General features: G+C 70.3%; 15 protein-coding genes. 7 read left to right on the top strand and 8 right to left on the bottom strand.

Features of this window, described 5'->3' with window-relative positions; translation table 11 throughout:
- Nucleotides 1-2: 2 nt before the first annotated feature.
- Entirely contained in the window at nt 3-245 is a 243-nt protein-coding gene (locus ACFRAQ_RS19585) for a MoaD/ThiS family protein (protein ID WP_379101463.1), read from the bottom strand.
- Complete coding sequence (gene moaA, locus ACFRAQ_RS19580) at nt 238-1,296, bottom strand: GTP 3',8-cyclase MoaA (RefSeq protein WP_379101461.1); 1,059 nt, start codon at nt 1,294-1,296, stop codon at nt 238-240. Before moaA ends, ACFRAQ_RS19585 begins: the two co-directional genes overlap by 8 nt.
- Before the next feature lie 107 nt (nt 1,297-1,403).
- Here moaA and glp point away from each other — a divergent pair, with 107 nt between their 5' ends.
- From glp to ACFRAQ_RS19565, 3 genes are read left to right on the top strand one after another with little or no spacing between them, the layout of a single operon-like run.
- Complete coding sequence (gene glp, locus ACFRAQ_RS19575) at nt 1,404-2,609, top strand: gephyrin-like molybdotransferase Glp (RefSeq protein ID WP_379101459.1); 1,206 nt, start codon at nt 1,404-1,406, stop codon at nt 2,607-2,609.
- A 33-nt stretch (nt 2,610-2,642) separates the two neighbouring features.
- Nucleotides 2,643-3,671 carry a bifunctional molybdenum cofactor biosynthesis protein MoaC/MoaB gene (gene moaCB / locus ACFRAQ_RS19570; RefSeq protein WP_379101456.1) on the top strand — a complete coding sequence of 343 codons (1,029 nt, stop codon included), beginning with the start codon at nt 2,643-2,645 and terminating at the stop codon, nt 3,669-3,671.
- Nucleotides 3,664-4,083 carry a molybdenum cofactor biosynthesis protein MoaE gene (locus tag ACFRAQ_RS19565; RefSeq protein WP_379101454.1) on the top strand — a complete coding sequence of 140 codons (420 nt, stop codon included), beginning with the start codon at nt 3,664-3,666 and terminating at the stop codon, nt 4,081-4,083. The genes moaCB and ACFRAQ_RS19565 overlap by 8 nt, the downstream gene beginning before the upstream one ends.
- Nucleotides 4,084-4,125: 42 nt before the next feature.
- On the opposite strand, the gene ACFRAQ_RS19560 is transcribed toward ACFRAQ_RS19565, so the two are convergent.
- On the bottom strand, nt 4,126-5,478 hold the full coding sequence (locus ACFRAQ_RS19560; protein WP_379101452.1) for a uracil-xanthine permease family protein: 1,353 nt from the start codon (nt 5,476-5,478) through the stop codon (nt 4,126-4,128).
- 187 nt (nt 5,479-5,665) lie between these two features.
- On the opposite strand from ACFRAQ_RS19560, the gene pucL reads away from it, so the two are divergent.
- Nucleotides 5,666-6,586: a factor-independent urate hydroxylase gene (gene pucL, locus ACFRAQ_RS19555; RefSeq protein WP_379101450.1), complete on the top strand. Its 921-nt coding sequence runs from the start codon at nt 5,666-5,668 to the stop codon at nt 6,584-6,586.
- Here pucL and ACFRAQ_RS19550 read toward each other — a convergent pair.
- Nucleotides 6,568-8,046, bottom strand: coding sequence for a PucR family transcriptional regulator (locus tag ACFRAQ_RS19550; protein ID WP_379101448.1), 1,479 nt, complete (start codon nt 8,044-8,046; stop codon nt 6,568-6,570). The genes pucL and ACFRAQ_RS19550 overlap by 19 nt on opposite strands.
- A gap of 98 nt (nt 8,047-8,144) precedes the next feature.
- Between ACFRAQ_RS19550 and ACFRAQ_RS19545 the strand changes: the two genes are divergently transcribed.
- The 3 genes from ACFRAQ_RS19545 to ACFRAQ_RS19535 all read left to right on the top strand — a co-directional run bounded on the left by ACFRAQ_RS19545 (nt 8,145) and on the right by ACFRAQ_RS19535 (nt 13,990).
- Nucleotides 8,145-9,248, top strand: coding sequence for a CobW family GTP-binding protein (locus ACFRAQ_RS19545; protein WP_379101446.1), 1,104 nt, complete (start codon nt 8,145-8,147; stop codon nt 9,246-9,248).
- A gap of 604 nt (nt 9,249-9,852) precedes the next feature.
- Complete coding sequence (locus ACFRAQ_RS19540) at nt 9,853-10,416, top strand: putative glycolipid-binding domain-containing protein (protein WP_379101444.1); 564 nt, start codon at nt 9,853-9,855, stop codon at nt 10,414-10,416.
- An 82-nt stretch (nt 10,417-10,498) separates the two neighbouring features.
- A complete protein-coding gene (locus tag ACFRAQ_RS19535; protein ID WP_379101441.1) occupies nt 10,499-13,990 on the top strand; it encodes a carboxyl transferase domain-containing protein in 3,492 nt (1,163 codons plus the stop codon).
- Between the two features lie 10 nt (nt 13,991-14,000).
- Here ACFRAQ_RS19535 and ACFRAQ_RS19530 read toward each other — a convergent pair whose 3' ends face one another.
- The 4 genes from ACFRAQ_RS19530 to cysT all read right to left on the bottom strand — a co-directional run bounded on the left by ACFRAQ_RS19530 (nt 14,001) and on the right by cysT (nt 18,430).
- The gene (locus ACFRAQ_RS19530) at nt 14,001-15,575 is read right to left on the bottom strand and encodes a flavin-containing monooxygenase (RefSeq protein WP_379101439.1); all 1,575 of its coding nucleotides are present in this window, start codon (nt 15,573-15,575) and stop codon (nt 14,001-14,003) included.
- A 153-nt stretch (nt 15,576-15,728) separates the two neighbouring features.
- Entirely contained in the window at nt 15,729-16,724 is a 996-nt protein-coding gene (locus ACFRAQ_RS19525) for a sulfate/molybdate ABC transporter ATP-binding protein (RefSeq protein WP_379101432.1), read from the bottom strand.
- Nucleotides 16,721-17,530 (bottom strand): sulfate ABC transporter permease subunit CysW, encoded by an 810-nt coding sequence (gene cysW / locus ACFRAQ_RS19520; protein WP_357096380.1) that lies wholly within the window; start codon nt 17,528-17,530, stop codon nt 16,721-16,723. Before cysW ends, ACFRAQ_RS19525 begins: the two co-directional genes overlap by 4 nt.
- Nucleotides 17,531-18,430 carry a sulfate ABC transporter permease subunit CysT gene (gene cysT, locus ACFRAQ_RS19515; RefSeq protein WP_379101429.1) on the bottom strand — a complete coding sequence of 300 codons (900 nt, stop codon included), beginning with the start codon at nt 18,428-18,430 and terminating at the stop codon, nt 17,531-17,533.
- Nucleotides 18,431-18,460 lie beyond the last annotated feature (30 nt).

Below are 18,460 nucleotides of genomic sequence, written 5' to 3'. Positions count from 1 at the left end.
GTCTAGCCGCCCGCGAACGGGGGCAGCACGTCCACGCGGGGAGAGAGCGGGGTGGTGGCGTCGCGGGTGAGTTCGTCGCCGATGAGGTAGGCGCAGACCTTCAACATGGGGTCGAGTTTCGGGCCGTAGGTGGCCGAGAGGGTGGAGCGCAGGTCGGCGATGGTCGCGCCGGACGGGAGGTCCAGCGTTTCCTTGTCCTTGCCGACGGCGTCGGCGATCGCGGCGAAATAGCGGACCTCAACCACCGATGGCTCCCATCGTTCGGGTGGGCGGGACGAAGCCGGCGGCGTCGATGCCGTGGCCGGCCGATTTGTTCCACATGGCGCCGCGCCAGAGGGCGGCGATGTCGGCGTCGGTGGCGCCCGAGCGGAGGGCGGCGCGGATGTCGTACTCCTGGTCGCTGAACAGGCAGGAGCGGATGCGGCCGTCGGCGGTGAGGCGGGTGCGGTCGCAGTCGCCGCAGAACTTGCGGGTGACCGAGGCGATGATGCCGACGGTGGCGGGGCCGCCGTCCACGAGCCAGCGTTCGGCGGGGGCGGAAGGGTCCTCGCGGTCGGTCTCGGCCAGGGTGAAGCGCTTGCCGAGCACGTCCAGGAGTTCGGCGGCGGTGATCATATTGGCGCGCGCCCACTCGTGGTCGGCGTCGAGCGGCATCTCCTCGATGAAGCGCAGCTCCGCACCCACCTCCAGACACCACTGCAGCAGATCGGCCGCGCCGTCGAGGGTTTCGCGCATGAGGACCGCGTTCACCTTGAGCGGGGTGAGCCCGGCGGCGATGGCGGCGCGGATCCCGGCCTGCACCGAGGCGAGGCGGTCCCGGCGGGTCAGGCGGTGGAAACCGTCACGGTCCACGGTGTCGAGGGAGATATTGATGCGCTTCAGGCCCGCGGCGGCCAGCGCCTGCGCGCGATGCTCGAGTCCGACGCCATTGCTGGTCATGGCCAGCGGCGTATCCGGCAGTGCCGCATGGCATCCCGCGATGATCTGCTCGAGGTCGCGGCGCATGAGCGGTTCGCCGCCGGTGAAGCGCACCTCGTGCACGCCGAGTTCGCGGACCGCGAGGGTCACCAGGCGCACGATCTCCTCGGTGGCGAGCAGTTCGTCGGCGGGGATCGCGGGTAGGCCCTCTTCCGGCATGCAGTAGGTGCAGCGCAGCGAGCACTTCTCGGTGATGGACACGCGCAGGTCCCGCGCCACCCGCCCGAAACGGTCGAGCAGGAGCGGGGTGTCCGGACGGCCGTCGATATCGGGCCGCCCGGTTCGCACAGCGGGCATGCCCATCGCGACCACGGTCATTGGACCATTATTGCCGGACCCGCAAGTCTTCGTAGATTCCTACGAGCCCGACCCCGTGATCAGCCGGTCACGGTATGGAGGATTCACCCGCGTATAGGCTCAGCGGCATGAGTTCCCGGCACGCGACCGCCCCGGCCCGACCCGTCGACGACCATCGCCGGCGCATCGAGGACGCCCTGCGGCCCCTGGCCGGTCGGAGCACGGAAACCGTCCCGATGGCCGCGGCGCTGGACCGCCGTCTGGCCGTCGACGTGTACGCGCCCCTGGACCTGCCGGTGTTCCGCAATTCCGCCATGGACGGCTACGCGGTCGCCGCCGAATCGGTGGCGATCGTCCCCGCGACCCTGCCGCTGGCGGGCGTGGTGGCGGCCGGCAACACCGAACAGCTCACCCTGCCCGCGGGCTCGGCGGTGAAGGTGATGACCGGCGCGCCCGTGCCGCCCGGCGCGGACTGCGTGGTGCCGGTCGAGCACACCGAATCCGATGGCGTCACCGTGACGATCCGAACCAGCCGTGCCCCCGGCGATTTCGTGCGCGAGCCCGGCACCGATGTGCGCGCCGGACAGCTGCTGGCCGCGGCGCGCACGCTGCTGCGGCCCCGGCACATCGCGGCGCTGGCCGCGGTCGGGCTGGGCGAGCTGGAGGTGACGCGGCGGGTACGGGCGGCCGTCCTCACCACCGGCGACGAACTGCGGCCCGCGGGGGCGACCCTGCTGCCGGGCCAGATCTTCAACTCCAACGGCATCGCGCTGGCCGCGGCCCTGTCCGACAACGGCGTCGAGGTGGTGTCGGTCGCGCACTCCACCGACGAGCACGCCGAGTTCCGGCGGCGGCTGGCCGAGGCGGTGGCCCAGGCCGATGTGGTGTTCACCTCCGGCGGCGTCTCCATGGGCGACTTCGAGGTCGTCAAGGAGGTGCTGGCGGCCCAGGGCGGCGAATTCGGCCCGGTCGCACTGCAACCCGGCGGCCCCCAGGGGCTGAGCACGGTCGACGGCGTCCCGGTGCTGAGCTTCCCGGGCAATCCGGTGAGCACCATGGTGTCGTTCGAGGTGTTCGCCCGCCCGATCCTGCGTGAACTCGCGGGCCTGCCCGCGCTGCCGGTCACCGCGCTGCCGCTACTGGACGCGGTCCGTTCCCCCGCCGGGAAACGGCAGTTCCTGCGCGGCAAACTGACCGGCGAGGGGGTGACGCTGGTGTCGGGGCAGGGTTCGCACCTGATCGCGGCGATGGCGCACGCCGATGTGCTGATCGACGTCCCGGCCGAGGTCACCGAGCTGCCCGCGGGCACGATCGTCGAGGTCCGGCCGCTGTGAACACACTGAATTCGCTGTGCCAAGGTGGTGCCCATGAGTGAGTTGTCGCATGTCGACCGTGAAGGTCGCGCCCGCATGGTCGACGTGAGCGCGAAGGCCGACACCGCGCGCATCGCGGTCGCCGCGGGCGAACTGCACACCACCGCCGAAGTGATCGGGCTGGTCCGGTCGGACGACATGCCCAAGGCCGACGTGCTCAGCACCGCTCGCATCGCCGGGATCAACGGGGCCAAGAAGACCTCGGAACTGATTCCGCTGTGCCATCAGCTGGCGCTGTCGTCGGTGAACGTGAGCTTCGGGTTCACCGACACCACCATCACCATCGAGGCCACCGCGAAGACCAAGGGGCCCACCGGGGTCGAGATGGAAGCACTGACCGCGGTCGCGGTCGCGGGGCTCACGCTGCACGACATGGTGAAGGCGGTGGACCCGGCGGCCACGCTCAACGGGGTGCGGCTGGTCACCAAAGAAGGTGGCAAGCACGGACATTGGGTGCGGCCCGAGACCGAGCAGCACGGCGGGCACCAGCACGAGAAGCACGCGGCGCGCGAGCAGGCCGCCGCCGCGACGACTCCGCTCGCGGGTCAGGGCCGCACCGCCGCCGTCGTGGTCGCCTCGACCGGCGTCGCCGCCGGCACCCGCACCGACACCACCGGCCCGGTCCTCGCCGAATGGCTTGCCGCGCAGGGTTTCTCGGTGCGCGGACCGCTGGTCTTCGCGGACTCCGACATCACGTACGGCCTCGAGGACGCCCTGTCCCGAGAGCCGGACCTGATCGTCACGACCGGCGGCACCGGGGCCTCCCCCACCGACGCCACCCCGGAAGCCACACTCGCCCTGCTGGATCGGGAACTGCCGGGCGTCGCCGACGCCATCCGCCAGGCCGGGACCGCCAAGTTCCCGCTCGCGGCGCTGAGCCGGGGCGTGGCCGGACTGGCCGGGCGCACCGTGATCGTCAATCTGCCCGGTTCGCCGGGCGGGGTGAAGGACGGCATCGCCGTGCTGACACCGCTGCTCGAACATCTGCTGGCCCAGGTGGCCGGAGGAGGCAACCATGAGTGAGCTGCTGGCCCGGATCAGCGACCAGGACCTGGATCCGGCCGAGGTCGAGAAGGCCGTGGACGGGCCGCACCACGGGGCGGTCGTCGTGTTCACCGGCAAGGTGCGCGATCACGATGGCGGGCAATCGGTTTCCGCGCTGGAGTATTCGGCGCACCCGCAGGCCGAGCAGTTCCTGCGCAAGGTGTGCGAGGAGGTGGCCGCGTCCTCCGGACTGCCGGTCGCCGCGGTGCACCGGGTCGGGGATCTGACCATCGGGGATCTGGCCATCGCCGTCGCCGTCGCGGCCCCGCACCGCGCCGAAGCCTTCACCACCTGCGCCGAACTCGTGGACCGCATCAAGCACGAGGTCCCGATCTGGAAGCGTCAGATGTTCGCCGACGGACTCTCCGAATGGGTCAACGCCTGCGGGTAGGACACCTGTCGTAACCCTCAGGGGCTTCCCCTGAAACCCCTTTCACGAGAGCACCTGCCGGCCCACCGCCACGAACTGCCCTGAACGCCGTGCGATTTCACCCAGGCGCGTGTGGTTGAGCAGCAGGTTCAGCGTGAAGGCCGTGATCGCGGCGAGGCTGATGCCGCTGTTGAGCAGGATCTGGGCCGAGGACGGGAACTTCTCGAACATGCCCTTGGTCAGCACCGGCACCAGGCCGACGCCGATCGAGACGGCGACGATGGTCAGATTCACGCGGTCGGTGAGGTCGGCGCGGCGCAGCGTGTCCACGCCGATCACCGCGATGGTGGCGAACAGCACCAGGCCGACACCGCCGACCACCGGCTGCGGGACGGTCGCGACCAGGGCGCCGAAGCGCGGCACCAGACCCAGGACGATCAGGATCGCGCCGCTCACCGCCGTCACGTAGCGGCTGTGCACGCGGGTGGTGGCGACCGCGCCGACATTCTGGTTGAAGACGGTGTCCACGAACGAGTTCAGGACCCCGGCCAGCACCGCCGACAGGCCGTCGCCGACCAGGCCGCGCGCCACATCGGCTCGGGTCAAGTGCTTTCCGGTGATCTCGCCGAGCGCCAGCATGCTCGCGGTGGACTCGGCGAACACGACCGCCAGCACGATGGTCATGGCCACCACCGCGGCGACCGGGAACTGCGGCGCCCCGAAGTGGAAGGGCTGCGGCGCGCCCAGCCAGGCCGCACGGGACACACCCTCGAGCTTGACCAGCCCCATCGGAATCGCGATCACGATGCCGGCGATCAGGGCGATCAGCACGCCCAGCTGCGACCACACGCCCCGCCCCAGCACGGTGCACACCAGCGCGACCACCAGAACCGCTGCCGCCAAGGCGATCCGGGACGGCGCGGCGAAGGTCGCGGCCTTCGGGTCGCTGCCGACGATCAGGCCGCCCGCCACGCCGATCAGCGAGATGCCGACCACGGTCAGCACCGTGCCGCTCACCAGCGGCGGGAAGTACCGCACGATGGACGCGAACGGCCAGGCCAGGGCGATGCCGAGGAGTCCGCCCAGCAGCATGGACCCGTACAGCGCCTGCAGCCCGTAGTCCTTGGCGATCAGGATCATCGGGCTCATGGCCACGAAGGTGGCGCCGGTGACGATGGGCAGCCGCGCGCCCGCCAGCTTGCCGAGTCCGAGGCTCTGCACCACGGTGACGATGCCCGCGACCAGCAGGTCGGCGCTGATCAGCAGGGCGATGGTGGATGGGTCGAGCTTCGCGGCCGCGCCGAAGACCAAAGGCACCGTGACGCATCCGGTGTACATGATCAGTACGTGCTGCAAGCCGAACACCAGCAGGCGATGCCAGGGCAGCCGCGTGTCCACGGGATGCGGTGATGTCATGGGTGGCCCTGCCTTCCGTCGGGGTGGGTTGCTCGTCAGGCTAGGCAGATCGCCCGGTGTGGGCCTTTGTCCGACAGGCCAAACGTCACGGTCACGCTGTGCGGCGATTTGTCCGCGGAACCAGCGTGTGCGACCGCCGTCGTCGGTCACAGTGGGGCACAGTGATCAGCGACCACGGGAGGCGACCATGAGTGAAGCCGACGGCCGGATCGTGCTCGGCCCGCACCAGTACGGGAAGGCCGAGAACCGGGTGGTGCGGATCTACCGCGACACCGCCCGGCACGAGATCCGGGACCTGAATGTGTCTTCGTGCCTGCGCGGCGCGTTCGACGAGGCGCACACCGTGGGCGATCAGGGCGCGGTGCTGCCGACGGACTCGCAGAAACAGACGATCTACACCTATGCCAAGAGCCACGGCGACGGCAGCATCGAGGACTACGGGCTGGCGTTGGCGCGGCATTTCACCGCCGAGATCGAGCCGGTGACCTCGGCCAGCATCGAGATCGAAGAGTATGCGTGGCAACGGGTTCCGGTCGGCGGAAGCGGCCACGACCACACCTGGACGCGGGTGGGTCCCGAGGTGCGGACCGCCGCGATCACGGTGAGCGGACGGGGCACGGACCTCCGTGAATGGGTGATCGGCGGCGTCAAGGACCTGGTGATCCTCAAGTCCACGGGCTCGGAGTTCGCGGGCTTCCTGACCGACTCGTTCACCGTCCTCGAACCCGCCTACGACCGCATCCTCGCCACCAGCCTCGACGCCCACTGGCGCTTCGCCACCCCACCCGCCGACTGGGACGCCGCCTACCACGGCATCCGGGCCGCCCTGATCGAAACCTTCGCCACCCTGCACTCGAAAGCCTTGCAGCAGACCCTGTACGAGATGGGCCGCGCCGCCCTGGAGGCTTATCCCTGCCTGGCCGAGATCCGTTTCTCAGCCCCGAACAAGCATCACTTCGCCTATGACACGGGCCGTTTCGGCGTACCCAACAACGGTGAGGTGTTCCACGCCGACGACCGGCCGTACGGCCTGATCCAGGCCAGTGTCCTGCGCGAGGGCGCACCGGACCCGGGCATCGCCTGGGACCCCTACACCGGCGCGGTCTGACCCGACAGCGTCCGCACCGCCAGGTACAGGTCCAGCCGATCGTCGAGCCGCCCGAGATCGCGCCCGGTCAATACCTCGATCCGCCCGATCCGGTAGCGAACGGTGTTGGGGTGCACATGCATTCGCTCCGCCGCGTACCGCCACGAGCCGTCACAGCCGAGGAACGCCTCGAGCGTCGCCAGGAGCCCGGCCCCGTGCCTCCGATCGTATTCCAGCACCGCGCCGAGAACCCGTTCCGCGAATCGCCGTTGCAGGCCGCCCGGGACCGCGGTGAGCAGTCCGACGGCCGAATCGATGTCGGCGACCCGAACACTGACCGGCCCGACGTCCTCCCGCGCCGCGGTGGACGCGGCCGCCGCCGCGCCGATCGTCCCCGCGAGCGGCTCCTCCGGCTGCCGAACGCTCACCCCGACCGCGAGCCGAATGCCGCTGAGCGCCGGTGCGATCCGACCGAATCGGCGGTTCAGCACACCGGCCGTCCCGTCCTGCGTCCCGGCTGTCACTCCGACCAGCCTGCCCTCCCCGTCGATCGCGGTGACGAGATCCGGCAGGGCATCGTGCAGGGTGGCGCGCACGGCCTCGAGTGTGGCCGCGGCGCCGGTGGCGGCATGGACCTCGCAGACGATCGCCGCCTCCGACGATCCGGATCGCTCGGCGAACGGCGTCGGGAAGCGGTCGGCCAGTTCCCAATCCAGGTGCTGCCGGTCGGCGCGGCGCTGCCGATAGAGTTCCGCGACGGCGGCCAAGTCCGCGCCGAACGGGTCGAGGTCCGGATCGGAGGGGCGGATCACCAGGTACCAGGCGGTGATTCGATCGCCCGCGCCCACCTGGAGGACGCGCAGGGCCCCGGCGGTGACGGCGGGCAGGCGCGGCGCGGTCAGCGCGGTGGCCAGGATCCTGTCGATCTCGGGTTCGGACAGGTCCGCGGTACCCGCGACGACGGTCCCGGTCGAGGTCAGCAGCCACACCGAGACCTGCTGCTCGGCCGCGAAATCCGCGAGCAGGGTCTCGATCCCGGCCCCGGCGGCGACGGCGGACAGCAGGCGGCGTTGCCGGTCGGCTCGGGATCGCACGCGCTGCCAGCGCACGTCGGCGGCCTGCTCGGCCAGATATTCGATGATCCGGCTGAACGGCACGCTCTGCGGCGCGGACAGCAGTGGCAGCCCGTGTCGGCGGCACGCCGCCACCACGTCGTCGGGGATGTGCCCGTGCAGCGCCTGCCCGGCCACCACTCCGGCCACCCCGGACCCGGCCAGCAGGTGCACGTAGCGGTCGGAGTCGGCGGCGTGCTGCCGCCACACCAGGCCGGTGCAGACCAACGCGCCCGGGGTGACGAAGGGCCGGGGGTCGGGCATATCGGTGGCGCAGACTCGCGCGACCGTGCGGTCCAAGTCCCCCGCGTCCCCGTGTAGCAGCCGCATGCGCAGTTGCGGCGCATCGAGGATGTCGCGCACTCGCACGGCGCACCTCCCGTGGTCGGTCCGAATTGTCCGTCACGGTAGAAGCCGGTTGTTGCCACCCCGTTTCCGAGGAATCACACCTCGGTAGGGTGGTCGCCGTGAGTCGGCGCATACCAGTCCTGATCGTGGCCGGGTTCCTCGGTGCCGGCAAGACGACGCTGCTCAACCGGCTATTGCGAACCCGCAACGCGCGGATCGGGGTGGTGGTCAACGACTTCGGCACGGTGAATATCGACGCCATGCTGGTGGCCGGGCAGGTCGACGCCATGGTGTCGCTGGGCAACGGGTGCGTGTGCTGCGCGGTCGACGTCAGCGAACTGGACGAGCTGTTCGACCGGCTGGCGCATCCCAAGCAGAAGATCGACGTCATCGTGGTGGAGGCCAGCGGACTGGCCGAACCACGCAATCTGATCCGCATGGTCGTGAACAGCGACAATCCGCGGATCCGCTACGGCGGGCTGATCGAGGTGGTCGACGCCGAGCACTTCCCCGCCAGCCGCGACCAGCATCCCGAACTCACCACGCATCTGCGGATGGCGGATCTGGTGGTGCTGAACAAGTCCGACCGGGTCGAGGCGGACGCGCTGGAGCGGCTGCGCGCGGAGATCAGCGAGGTGGTCGGACAGGTGCCGGTGTACCCGACCAGCCACGGGCGCATCGACCCCGGCCTGCTGTTCGATCTGCCCACCCACGCGCCCCGCGCCCCGCGCGTCGGCGAACAGCTCAGCTTCGACGAACTACTGCACGGCGACGGCGCGCCCGGCGAGGACGACCCGGGTCACGGCGACCACTGCCACGACGGCTGCTCGCACGACCACCGGCATCTGCACGACGGCTACGACAGCGTTTCCTTCACCTCCGACACCGACCTCAATCCGCGCGAACTCATCGCGCTGCTGGAGGATCCGCCGTCAGGCCTGTTCCGCGCCAAGGGCGTGCTCGCGTTCGCCGTCGCCGACGATCCGCGAAAGTTCGTGCTGCACATGGTCGGCCGCCACATCACCCTGGAACCCACCGCCTGGGCCCGCCACGAGCCCCGGGTCAGCAATCTGGTCCTCATCGGCTCCGGTCTCGACGCCGACGCCGTCACCGACCGGCTGCGCGGCGCCGTCCACGCCGCCGCCGATCCCCTCGACGACCACGCCCTGCTCCCGGTCTGGCGCTACGTCGCCGGTGACCAGTCGCTTGTCGGCGAGGGCTGATTCGGCCTCGAGTTCGGCGCGCAGCTCGGCCACTTCGGCGGCCAGCTCGTCGCGCATCGACTCGCGTTCGGCCAGCGCCGCCCGCATGGTCTCGACACTGTCGTTCATGGCCGCGAGCCGCTGATCGGCGCCCTTGAGCAGCCACTCCACCACATCCCGTCGCCCGACCGCGGCGCTCGCGGCGCGCACCCAGTCGACCGCGAACGCCACCCACTCCTGCGGCTTGGGCACGTCCTTGGGATCGTCCCACCCCTTGCGCTGAACCGCCTTGGTGGACAGCACCAGCTCCGCCTTCTTACCCCGTCCCGGCGAGTTCATCTCCGCCAGGGACAGCTTGCCGGCGCTGGTCACCACCGCGGTGAACCGGTACTTGCCCGCGAGGTGCATGCGCAGTTCGGCGGTGCCGCGGCCGTCGGAGTCCATGGCCCCCAGCCACGGCCCGTCCGCCGCCTCGATGATGGCCGCCAGAATCTCCAACTGCCCGACACCGCGGCGCAACCGCGCGGCGGCGGTCCGCAACGCGCCCGGCGTGGCCGTCATCTGATCCCAATGCATGCCCCGAACATATCCCCACCGCGGGACGCCGCCGTGATTGACTGGCCGAGTGAACGAGTTCCCGGCAGTGGCCTCGTGGCGGCATCGCGGCGCGCGGACCGGATTCGAGGTCGCGTTCTTCGCCGAGGACGAACGCGGGCTGCTCATCCGCGGCACCACCACCGCCACCGAGGACGGCGCGTCCTGGATCATCGATTACGTTGTGCTGCTGGACGCCTCGTGGGTGACCCGATCGGCCCGGATCACCGGGCGTGGCGCGCACGGGGTCCGGGTGGTGGAATTGGAGGCCGACGGCCGGGGCCGGTGGACCGTCGACGGCACGCCCGCGCCGCACCTCAACGGCTGCCTGGATCTGGACCTGGAGTCCTCTGCCATGACCAATACCTTTCCGGTGCACCGGCTGCGACCGCTCGGCGACCACCCCGTCTCCGCGCCGGCGGCGTACGTCCGGGCCGCGGACCTGTCGGTCGCGCGCCTGGAGCAGACCTACTGCCGCATCGGCGCGCGGCACGTCGCCTACACCGCGCCGGACCTGGACTTCGCGTGCCGGCTGACCTACGACGCGGACGGGCTGATCTCGGACTATCCGGGCATCGCGGCACGGGTTCAGTAACCGAGCTCGGTAACCGGGAACGGAAACAAGCGAGGCGGCTCGTTTTCGCCGCGGACGCGCGACGGTGCCCTAGCCTGGCGGCGTGCGAGTTGTGGTTGCGAATCGTGGTGAGGTCGCGGTCCGGGTGGTACGGACGGCACGGGAACTGGGGTACCCGACGGAGGTGCTGCACACCGCCGAGGACAGCGCGAGCCTGGCGGTGCGGCTCGCCGATCGGGCGCTCGTGCTGCCGGGCAGCGGTGCGGCGGGATACCTGGACATCGACTCGGTGGTGCGGGCCGCCGGGGCCTGCGGGCCCGGCGCGTTGGTCCACCCCGGATACGGCTTCCTCAGCGAGAGCGCCGAATTCGCGGCCGCCTGCGCCGGCGCCGGCCTCACCTTCATCGGCCCCTCCCCCCAGGTGCTGCGCATCTTCGGGGACAAGGTCGCTGCCCGCGCGGCCGCCGAACGCGCCGGACTGACCGTGCTCCCCGCCACCCGCGCGGGAGCCGAGTCCGCCGAGATCGCCGCCCTGCTGGCCGACCACCCCGACGGCATCATGGTGAAGGCCGCGGCGGGCGGCGGCGGACGCGGCATGCGCCCCGTCACCGACCCGTCCCGCCTGGCCGCGACCATCGACCGCTGCCGGGCCGAGGCGCTCGCCGGATTCGGCGACGACCGGGTGTACGCCGAGGCGCTCGTCACCCGCGCCCGGCACATCGAGGTGCAGGTGATCGCGGACGGGATCGCGGCCGCCACACTCGGCGACCGCGATTGCAGCGTCCAGCGGCAACGCCAGAAGCTGATCGAGATCGCGCCCGCCCCGGATCTGCCCGCGGCGCTGCGTGATCGGCTGCACCGGGACGCGATCCGCATCGCCGAAGCGGTGGGGTGCCGCGGCGTCATCACCGTCGAGTTCCTGGTCGAGCCCGGCTCGAGCGAGAAAGGCGCGAAAGTGTGGTTCCTCGAGGTGAATCCACGCCTCCAGGTCGAGCACACCGTGACCGAGGCCGTCACCGGCGTGGATCTGGTCGCCCTGCAACTCGATCTGGCGCAGGGCCGGACCCTGGCCGAACTCGATCTGCTCGAGAACGAGCCGCGCGGCTACGCCGTACAGGCGCGCGTCAACGCCGAACTGCTCGCGGCGGACGGATCCGTGCTGCCCAGCACCGGCGTGATCAGCCGCTTCGACGCCCCGACCGGTGTCGGCGTCCGCGTGGACACCGCCGCCCAGGTGGGAATGCGCCAAGGCGTGCTCTTCGACTCGCTTCTGGCGAAGGTCATCACCCACGCCCCGACCCACCCGGCCGCCCTGCGCCGCTGCGCGGACGCGCTCGCGGAGACCATGATCGGCGGCGTCGACACCAACCTGCACCTGCTGCGCGCCGTGCTCGCCGAGCTGCACGAGCTGCACGAGCTGAGCGCACCGATCGGCGCCGACAGCAGGACCGAAGCGACCAGACCCGCACCGCCGAGCACAGCAACCGCGCGCACCATCAGCAGCAGCGGCACCGACATCAGTAGCAGCGGGACCGACATCGGCGGCAGCGACAGCGACGGCGGAAACGACGACAGCGACGGCGACGACGGAAACGGCGACAGCAGCGGGGGCAGCGGCGGCAACGGCAACGGCAGCACGGGCAGCGGGGGAAGGGGCGGCGGGGGCGTCACCACGGATTGGTTCGAGCGGAGGCTCGACGACTTGCGCTCGCGCGCTGAGACTTTCGAGGATGCGACCACAGCTGGATCGGTGGATATTGCCGCGAACAGCGCGGCGCCCGGCACGTCGCACGGCTCCGCTGATCGCGCTGCCGCCGGGTTCGAGCCGGCCGATGGGGAGCAGGCGTTGCGGTCGCCGATGGGCGCGACCGTGGTGTCGCTGGCCGAGCCGGGTACCGTCCTCGCCGCCGGGGCCGAGGTCGCGGTGCTGGAGGCGATGAAGATGCAGCACGTGGTGCGGGCGACCGAGCCGCTGCGGGTGCTGCGGCATGCTGTCGCGGCCGGCGAGGTGGTGGATCCGCATGCCGTGCTGGTGCGCTGGGAGGCGGCCGATCACGACCGTCCGGCCGCGGAATCGACCGTGGTGGACCTGGATTCGGTGCGTGCCGACCTCGCCGAAGTGCTGGAGCGCCACGAGACCACCCTCGACGCCCGGCGCGAGGCAGCGGTGGCGAAGCGGCATCGGATCGGACGGCGGACGGCTCGCGAGAACATCTCCGATCTGGTCGATGCGGACAGCTTCGTCGAATACGGCGCGCTGGCGGTGGCCGCCCAGCGCAGCCGCCGCGGCCTGGAAGACCTGATCGCCAACACCCCGGCGGACGGATTGATCGCGGGTATCGCCACGGTCAACGCGGACCGGTTCGGTCCCGACCGGTCCAGAGCACTGGTCATGTCCTACGACTACACCGTGCTCGCGGGCACCCAGGGCATGCGCAATCACGCCAAGACCGACCGCATGCTGGAACTGGCTCGGGAGCAACGGCTTCCGGTGGTGTTCTTCACCGAGGGCGGCGGCGGGCGGCCCGGCGACACCGATCACGGCGGCATCTCGGGGCTGGACGTCACCACGTTCCGCGCCATGGGCGCGCTGTCGGGGCGGGTGCCGCTGATCGGCATCGTGTCGGGGCGCTGCTTCGCGGGCAATGCCGCGCTGCTGGGCATGTGCGATGTCGTGATCGCCACGCCCGACGCGAATATCGGTATGGGCGGCCCGGCCATGATCGAGGGCGGCGGGCTGGGCGTGTACGCGCCCGAGGACATCGGACCGGTGGAGGTGCAGCGGCGCAATGGCGTGGTGCACGTCGTCGCCGCCGACGAGGCCGAGGCGGTGAATGTCGCCCGCCGCTACCTCTCGTATTTCCAAGGCGCGGAGGCGGAGTGGGAGGCTCCGGATCCGCGGTCGGCCCGGCACGTGGTGCCGGAGAACCGGTTGCGCGCCTTCGATATCCGCGCCGCCATCGCCTCGGTGGTGGATGTCGGCTCGGTGCTGGAACTGCGCCGGGACTGGGGCGTGGGCATCGTGACCGCCCTGGTCCGGGTGGAGGGCCGTCCGTTCGGGCTCATCGCCAATGACTGCCACCACCTGGGCGGGGCCATCGACGCCCCGGCCGCCGACAAGCTCTCGGCGTTCCTGCGGCTGTGCGGAGCGCACGGCCTGCCCATCGTCTCGCTGTGCGACACACCGGGTTTCATGGTCGGCCCCGAGGCGGAGGAGCATGCCACCGTCACCAAGTTCAGCCGCCTGTTCATCGACGCCGCCGCCTTGGACGTCCCGTTCGGCACCGTGATCCTGCGCAAGGGTTACGGGCTGGGCGCGCAGGCCATGGCGGCGGGTTCGTTCCGCGCGCCGCGCTTCGTGATCGCCTGGCCCACCGGCGAGATCGGCGGCATGGGCCTGGAGGGCGCGGTCCGGCTGGGCTTCGCCAAGGAACTGGCCGCCATCGAGGACCCGGACCAGCGGCAGGCCGCCTTCGACGCTCTGGTCAACGCCGCCTATGACGCGGGCAAGGCCCTCACCGCCGCAACGGTTCTCGAACTCGACGATGTCATCGACCCCGCCGACACCCGCCGGTGGTTGCGGACGCTGCGCTGAGCAGCGGCGCTTACGCGGCGCCCCCGCGCAAGCGCCGCAGGCAGGCGTACCCGACCGTGAGCGCCGCGATGCCACCGAGCGACTGTCCCGCACTCACATAGCGCGGACGGCGGTGCCGGAACTTGGTGCGCCGCGCCTCCCGCGCCCGCAGGCGTTCCTCGGTGAGGTCGGCGTAGCGGCCCGGCAGGAAGGTGTCGAAATACTCGGACACGAAATTGTCGGTGCGCCGCACCGGCAATCGCATGTCGCCCATCAGATCGTCGATGTGGTGGGAGACGTAGGGCCCGACGTAATAGCCTTCGGGCCGCGCGGGCATGACCTCGGCCAGCCAGGCGCCGACCCGGTCGATCTCGCGGTGCATCTCGGCGGCGGGCGGCAGCTCCAGCTCGCCGAGGAAGTGCTGGGACAGCCAGTGCGCGGAGACCTCCGCGGAGAGCTGGCAGGCGGTGGAGGACCCGTACCCGATGAACCCGAGGCGCGGATGCTCCGGCGGCAGGATGTGCCGGTACAACAGGAATCGGCCGTCGGAGAGGACGTCGGTGCGTAGTTCGCGGTCCAGGAACGGCAGCGACTGCCGCCAGCCGGTGGCGAACACCACCAGATCCGCGGCGAGCCGTTCACCGGTGTCGAGGGTGAGCTCGGCGTCGCCGGTGCAGCGCGCGATGTGGCCGCGCCGCAATCGGATCCGCCCCCGCCGGGCCTCCCGGTAGAACTCCTCGCTGACGCCGCCGTGTTCGACGCCGGCGGGCAGCGGCGGCTCGGGCACCATGATCCGCGGCATCCGCAACGAGAGTCGCATCAGGAGTTTCAGGTACCGCCAGACCAGCTCGGTCAATGGTCTGCCCGGGCCGTGCAGCAGCCCCTCGACCCGGTTGAGCCGGTGGTAGCGGAAGAACGACTCGGAGAATCGATTGAGGTACAGCTGGTCCGAGGGCTGTCCGCCGATGAACCGCGGCAGCATCGGATAGGGCTTGCGGAACACCAGGGTGCAGTCGCGGGCGCGTTCGGCGGCCCAGGCGGCGCAGTCGAGCGCGGATTTGCCCGCGCCCACGACCACCACGCGCCGGCCCGCGAAAGCGGCGGGTTCCAGGGCTTGACTGGAGTGGGCGATCACACCGCGGAAGAGGTTGCTGTCCTGAATATCTGGAATATTCGGTTCGGAGAAGGTTCCGGCGCACACCACCACGAAATCGAACGCGAGCGTCTCGACCCCGTCGGGCCCGACCACCTCGACCTCGAACCCCTTGCCCGCCTCGGAAACCCGGATGACTTCCGTGCCCAGGCGTAGGTAGCGGTACAGGCCGAAGCGTTCCACGTACGAGGCCAGGTAGTCGCGCACCTGCCCGGCCGTGGGGAATACATCGGCCGATTCCGGGTAGGGATGATCGGAGTACGCGTAGGTGGCCCGGGAGTTGTTGGTGCGTAACCCCGGATAGGTGCGCGACTCGATCCACACCCCGCCCGCGGCGGTCTCCTTGTCGAAGACGACGACCTCGAAGCCGTCGTCGCGCAATACCTTCGCCGTCACCAAGCCCGCGATACCGGCCCCGATGATCCCGACCCGTACGCCACCCGCACTCGTCACGTCCGCGTATTCCCCTCTGGAACGAACAGGCACAGCCGCGCCACACGCTACGGCAGCGTGCGGCGCGGCGGACCTCGTCAGAGCGACTCGCCAGGTTTTTGACGAGTTGGGCGTGTCGCGACTTCTCGCCGAAATCGCTTATACGGGACGAACTTACGAGACCGGGAGCTCCGGGATCCGGGTGGCGCGGGCGTACACGGTCTCGCCCTCGGCCAGGTGCAGAGCCTCCGCGTCACCACGGGTGACCTGCGCGGTGAACAGGTCACCGGTGGCCGCGTTGCGCAGCTCCACGCGCACCTCGAAGCCCAGCCGGACCACGCGCTCGACCGTCGCGCGGGTGACGCCGGAGGAATCCGCGGTGCCCTCGTGCGCGGCGAGCGCCATGCTCGGGTCCCGGCCGACGCGAATGTCGTGCGGCCGCACCATATGCCCGTTCAGTTTGGCCACCGCACCCAGGAACGACATGACGAACTCGTTGGCGGGCCGGTCGTACACGTCCTCCGGGCTGCCGACCTGCTCGATGCGGCCCTTGTTCATGACCGCGATCCGGTCGGCCACGTCGAGGGCCTCCTCCTGGTCGTGGGTGACCAGGACGGTGGTGACGTGCACCTCCTCGTGCAGCCGGCGCAGCCAGGTGCGCAGGTCCGCACGGACTTTCGCGTCGAGCGCGCCGAACGGCTCGTCCAGCAGCAGCACCTGCGGGTCCACCGCGAGCGCGCGAGCCAGGGCCATGCGCTGACGCTGACCACCGGACAGCTGCGCCGGATACCGGTGCTGGAAGCCGTCCAGGCCGACGATCTCGAGCAGGTCGTCGACCTTCTTCTTGATCTCGCCCTTGGGCCGCTTGCGGATCTTCAGGCCGAAGGCCACATTGTCGCGCACGGTCATGTGCTTGAACGCGGCGTAATGCTGGAACACGAAACCGATATCGCGCTTCTGCGGCGACACATTGGTGACGTCCTTGCCCGCGATGGTGACGATGCCGCCGTCGAGGGTCTCGAGGCCCGCGATGGAGCGCAGCAGCGTGGACTTGCCCGAACCGGACGGACCCAGCAGCGCGGTCAGCTCGCCCGAGGGGATGTCGAGGCTGACGTCGTCGAGAGCGGCGAACGTGCCGTATCGCTTGTTCGCATTGGTCACGGTGATCATTTGGCAGTGCCCCGCTTGCGTTCTAGAAGGGTCATGAGCAGAAGGACAACGAGGGCGATGCCCATGAGCAGGGTCGCCGCGCAGTACGCGCCGAAGGTGTTGTGATCGTTCACGTAGCGCCCGTTCACCAGCAGGGTGAGGGTCTGTGACTTTCCGGGCAGGCCGGTGGACACCATGATCACCGCGCCGAACTCACCGAGCGCGCGGGCCACGGTGAGCACGATGCCGTAGGTCAGGCCCCAGCGGATCGCCGGAAGCGTGATGCGCCAGAACGTCTGCCAGCCGGACGCGCCCAGGGTGGCGGCCGCCTGTTCCTGATCGTCGCCGATCTCGTGCAGCACCGGCTCCACCTCGCGCACCACGAACGGGAGCGTCACGAAGATGGTGGCGATGACCATGCCCGGCAGGTTGAAGATGATCTTCAGGCCGTGGCTGTCCAGCCCGCCGAACCAGCCGTGGGCGCCCCACAGCAGGATCAGCGAGACACCCACCACCACCGGCGACGTCGCCATCGGCAGATCCACCACACCCTGCAGCAGATTGCGGCCGGGGAATCGGCCACGCACCAGGGCGAGCGCCACGATCACACCGAAGATCACATTCACCGGCACCGTGATCGCCACGATCTGCATGGTGAGGTTGAAGGCCGAGACCGCGGCGGGCGTGGAGATCGAATCGAAGAACGCGCCGATGCCGCGCTCGAAGGTGCGCATCAGGATGATGCCCAGCGGCACCAGCAGCAGCACGAAGATGTACGCCAGCGCCACCGTGCGCAGCGAGATCCGCGTCCAGAAACCGAGTTTCATCTAGGACTCCTGTTCCCGGCGCGCCAAGCGCTCGGAGGTGACCCGCAGCACGAACAGCGTCGCCAGCGAGATCGCCAGCAGCACCACCGAGACCGCGGCGGCGTTCACCGGCCGGTCCACCTCGATCTGCTGCTGGATGTACTGCGAGGCCATCTGGGTCTTCTTCGGAATGCCGCCGCCGATCAGCACCACCGAGCCGTACTCGCCGATCGCGCGGGCGAAGGCCAGGCCCGAACCGCTCACGATGGCCGGGGCCAGCGTCGGCAGGATGATGGTGCGGAACGTGGTCCAGTTGTCCGCGCCCAGCGACGCGGCCGCCTGCTCCACATCCTTGTCCGCCTCGATCAGCACCGGCTGCACCGCGCGCACCACGAACGGCAGCGTCACGAAGGCCAGCGCCACCACCAGACCGGGCTGGGTGGCATTGAGGTGGATGTCGAACGGCGACTGCGGGCCGTACAGGGCCAGCAGCACGATGCTGGCCACGATGGTGGGCAGCGCGAACGGCAGGTCGATGAGCGCGTTCACGATCCCCTTGCCCGGGAATTCGTCGCGCACCAGCACCCACGCGATCAGGGTGCCCATCACCACGTTGATCAAGGTGACGATGACCGACACCAGGACCGTCACCTTCAGCGCGTCCAGGGCCGCGGGCGCGGTCACCGCGTCCCAGAAACCGGACCAGCCGTTCTCCAGGGACTTGGCGGTCAGCGCCGCCAGCGGCAGCAGCACGATGATGCTGAGCCACAGCACCGAGGTGCCGATGCCGAGCGGGCCCACCGACCCGGTCACCCGGAACCAGGACCGGATCCGGCCCCTACCCGCCGTCGGGCGGGGTTTGTCGTCTACCGAAACGCCGGGACCGCTCTCGGTCCCGGCGTTCGAGCTGCTGTCACTCACAGTGTCGAGTATCGCTTGTGTCGCAGGTCA

The organism is Nocardia sp. NPDC056611, assembly GCF_042792755.1.
Taxonomy (GTDB): Bacteria; Actinomycetota; Actinomycetes; order Mycobacteriales; family Mycobacteriaceae; genus Nocardia.
The sequence above is the reverse complement of the archived record's forward strand: the minus strand, read 5'-3'. Positions and strand labels throughout refer to the sequence as shown.

Bases quoted from the DNA above. Each gene is read 5' to 3' on its own strand.
- moaA (WP_379101461.1), bottom strand. From the start codon at position 1,296: ATGACCGTGGTCGCGATGGGCATGCCCGCTGTGCGAACCGGGCGGCCC.
- glp (WP_379101459.1), top strand. From the start codon at position 1,404: ATGAGTTCCCGGCACGCGACCGCCCCGGCCCGACCCGTCGACGACCAT.
- moaCB (WP_379101456.1), top strand. From the start codon at position 2,643: ATGAGTGAGTTGTCGCATGTCGACCGTGAAGGTCGCGCCCGCATGGTC.
- ACFRAQ_RS19565 (WP_379101454.1), top strand. From the start codon at position 3,664: ATGAGTGAGCTGCTGGCCCGGATCAGCGACCAGGACCTGGATCCGGCC.
- ACFRAQ_RS19560 (WP_379101452.1), bottom strand. From the start codon at position 5,478: ATGACATCACCGCATCCCGTGGACACGCGGCTGCCCTGGCATCGCCTG.
- pucL (WP_379101450.1), top strand. From the start codon at position 5,666: ATGAGTGAAGCCGACGGCCGGATCGTGCTCGGCCCGCACCAGTACGGG.
- ACFRAQ_RS19525 (WP_379101432.1), bottom strand. From the start codon at position 16,724: ATGATCACCGTGACCAATGCGAACAAGCGATACGGCACGTTCGCCGCT.
- cysW (WP_357096380.1), bottom strand. From the start codon at position 17,530: ATGAAACTCGGTTTCTGGACGCGGATCTCGCTGCGCACGGTGGCGCTG.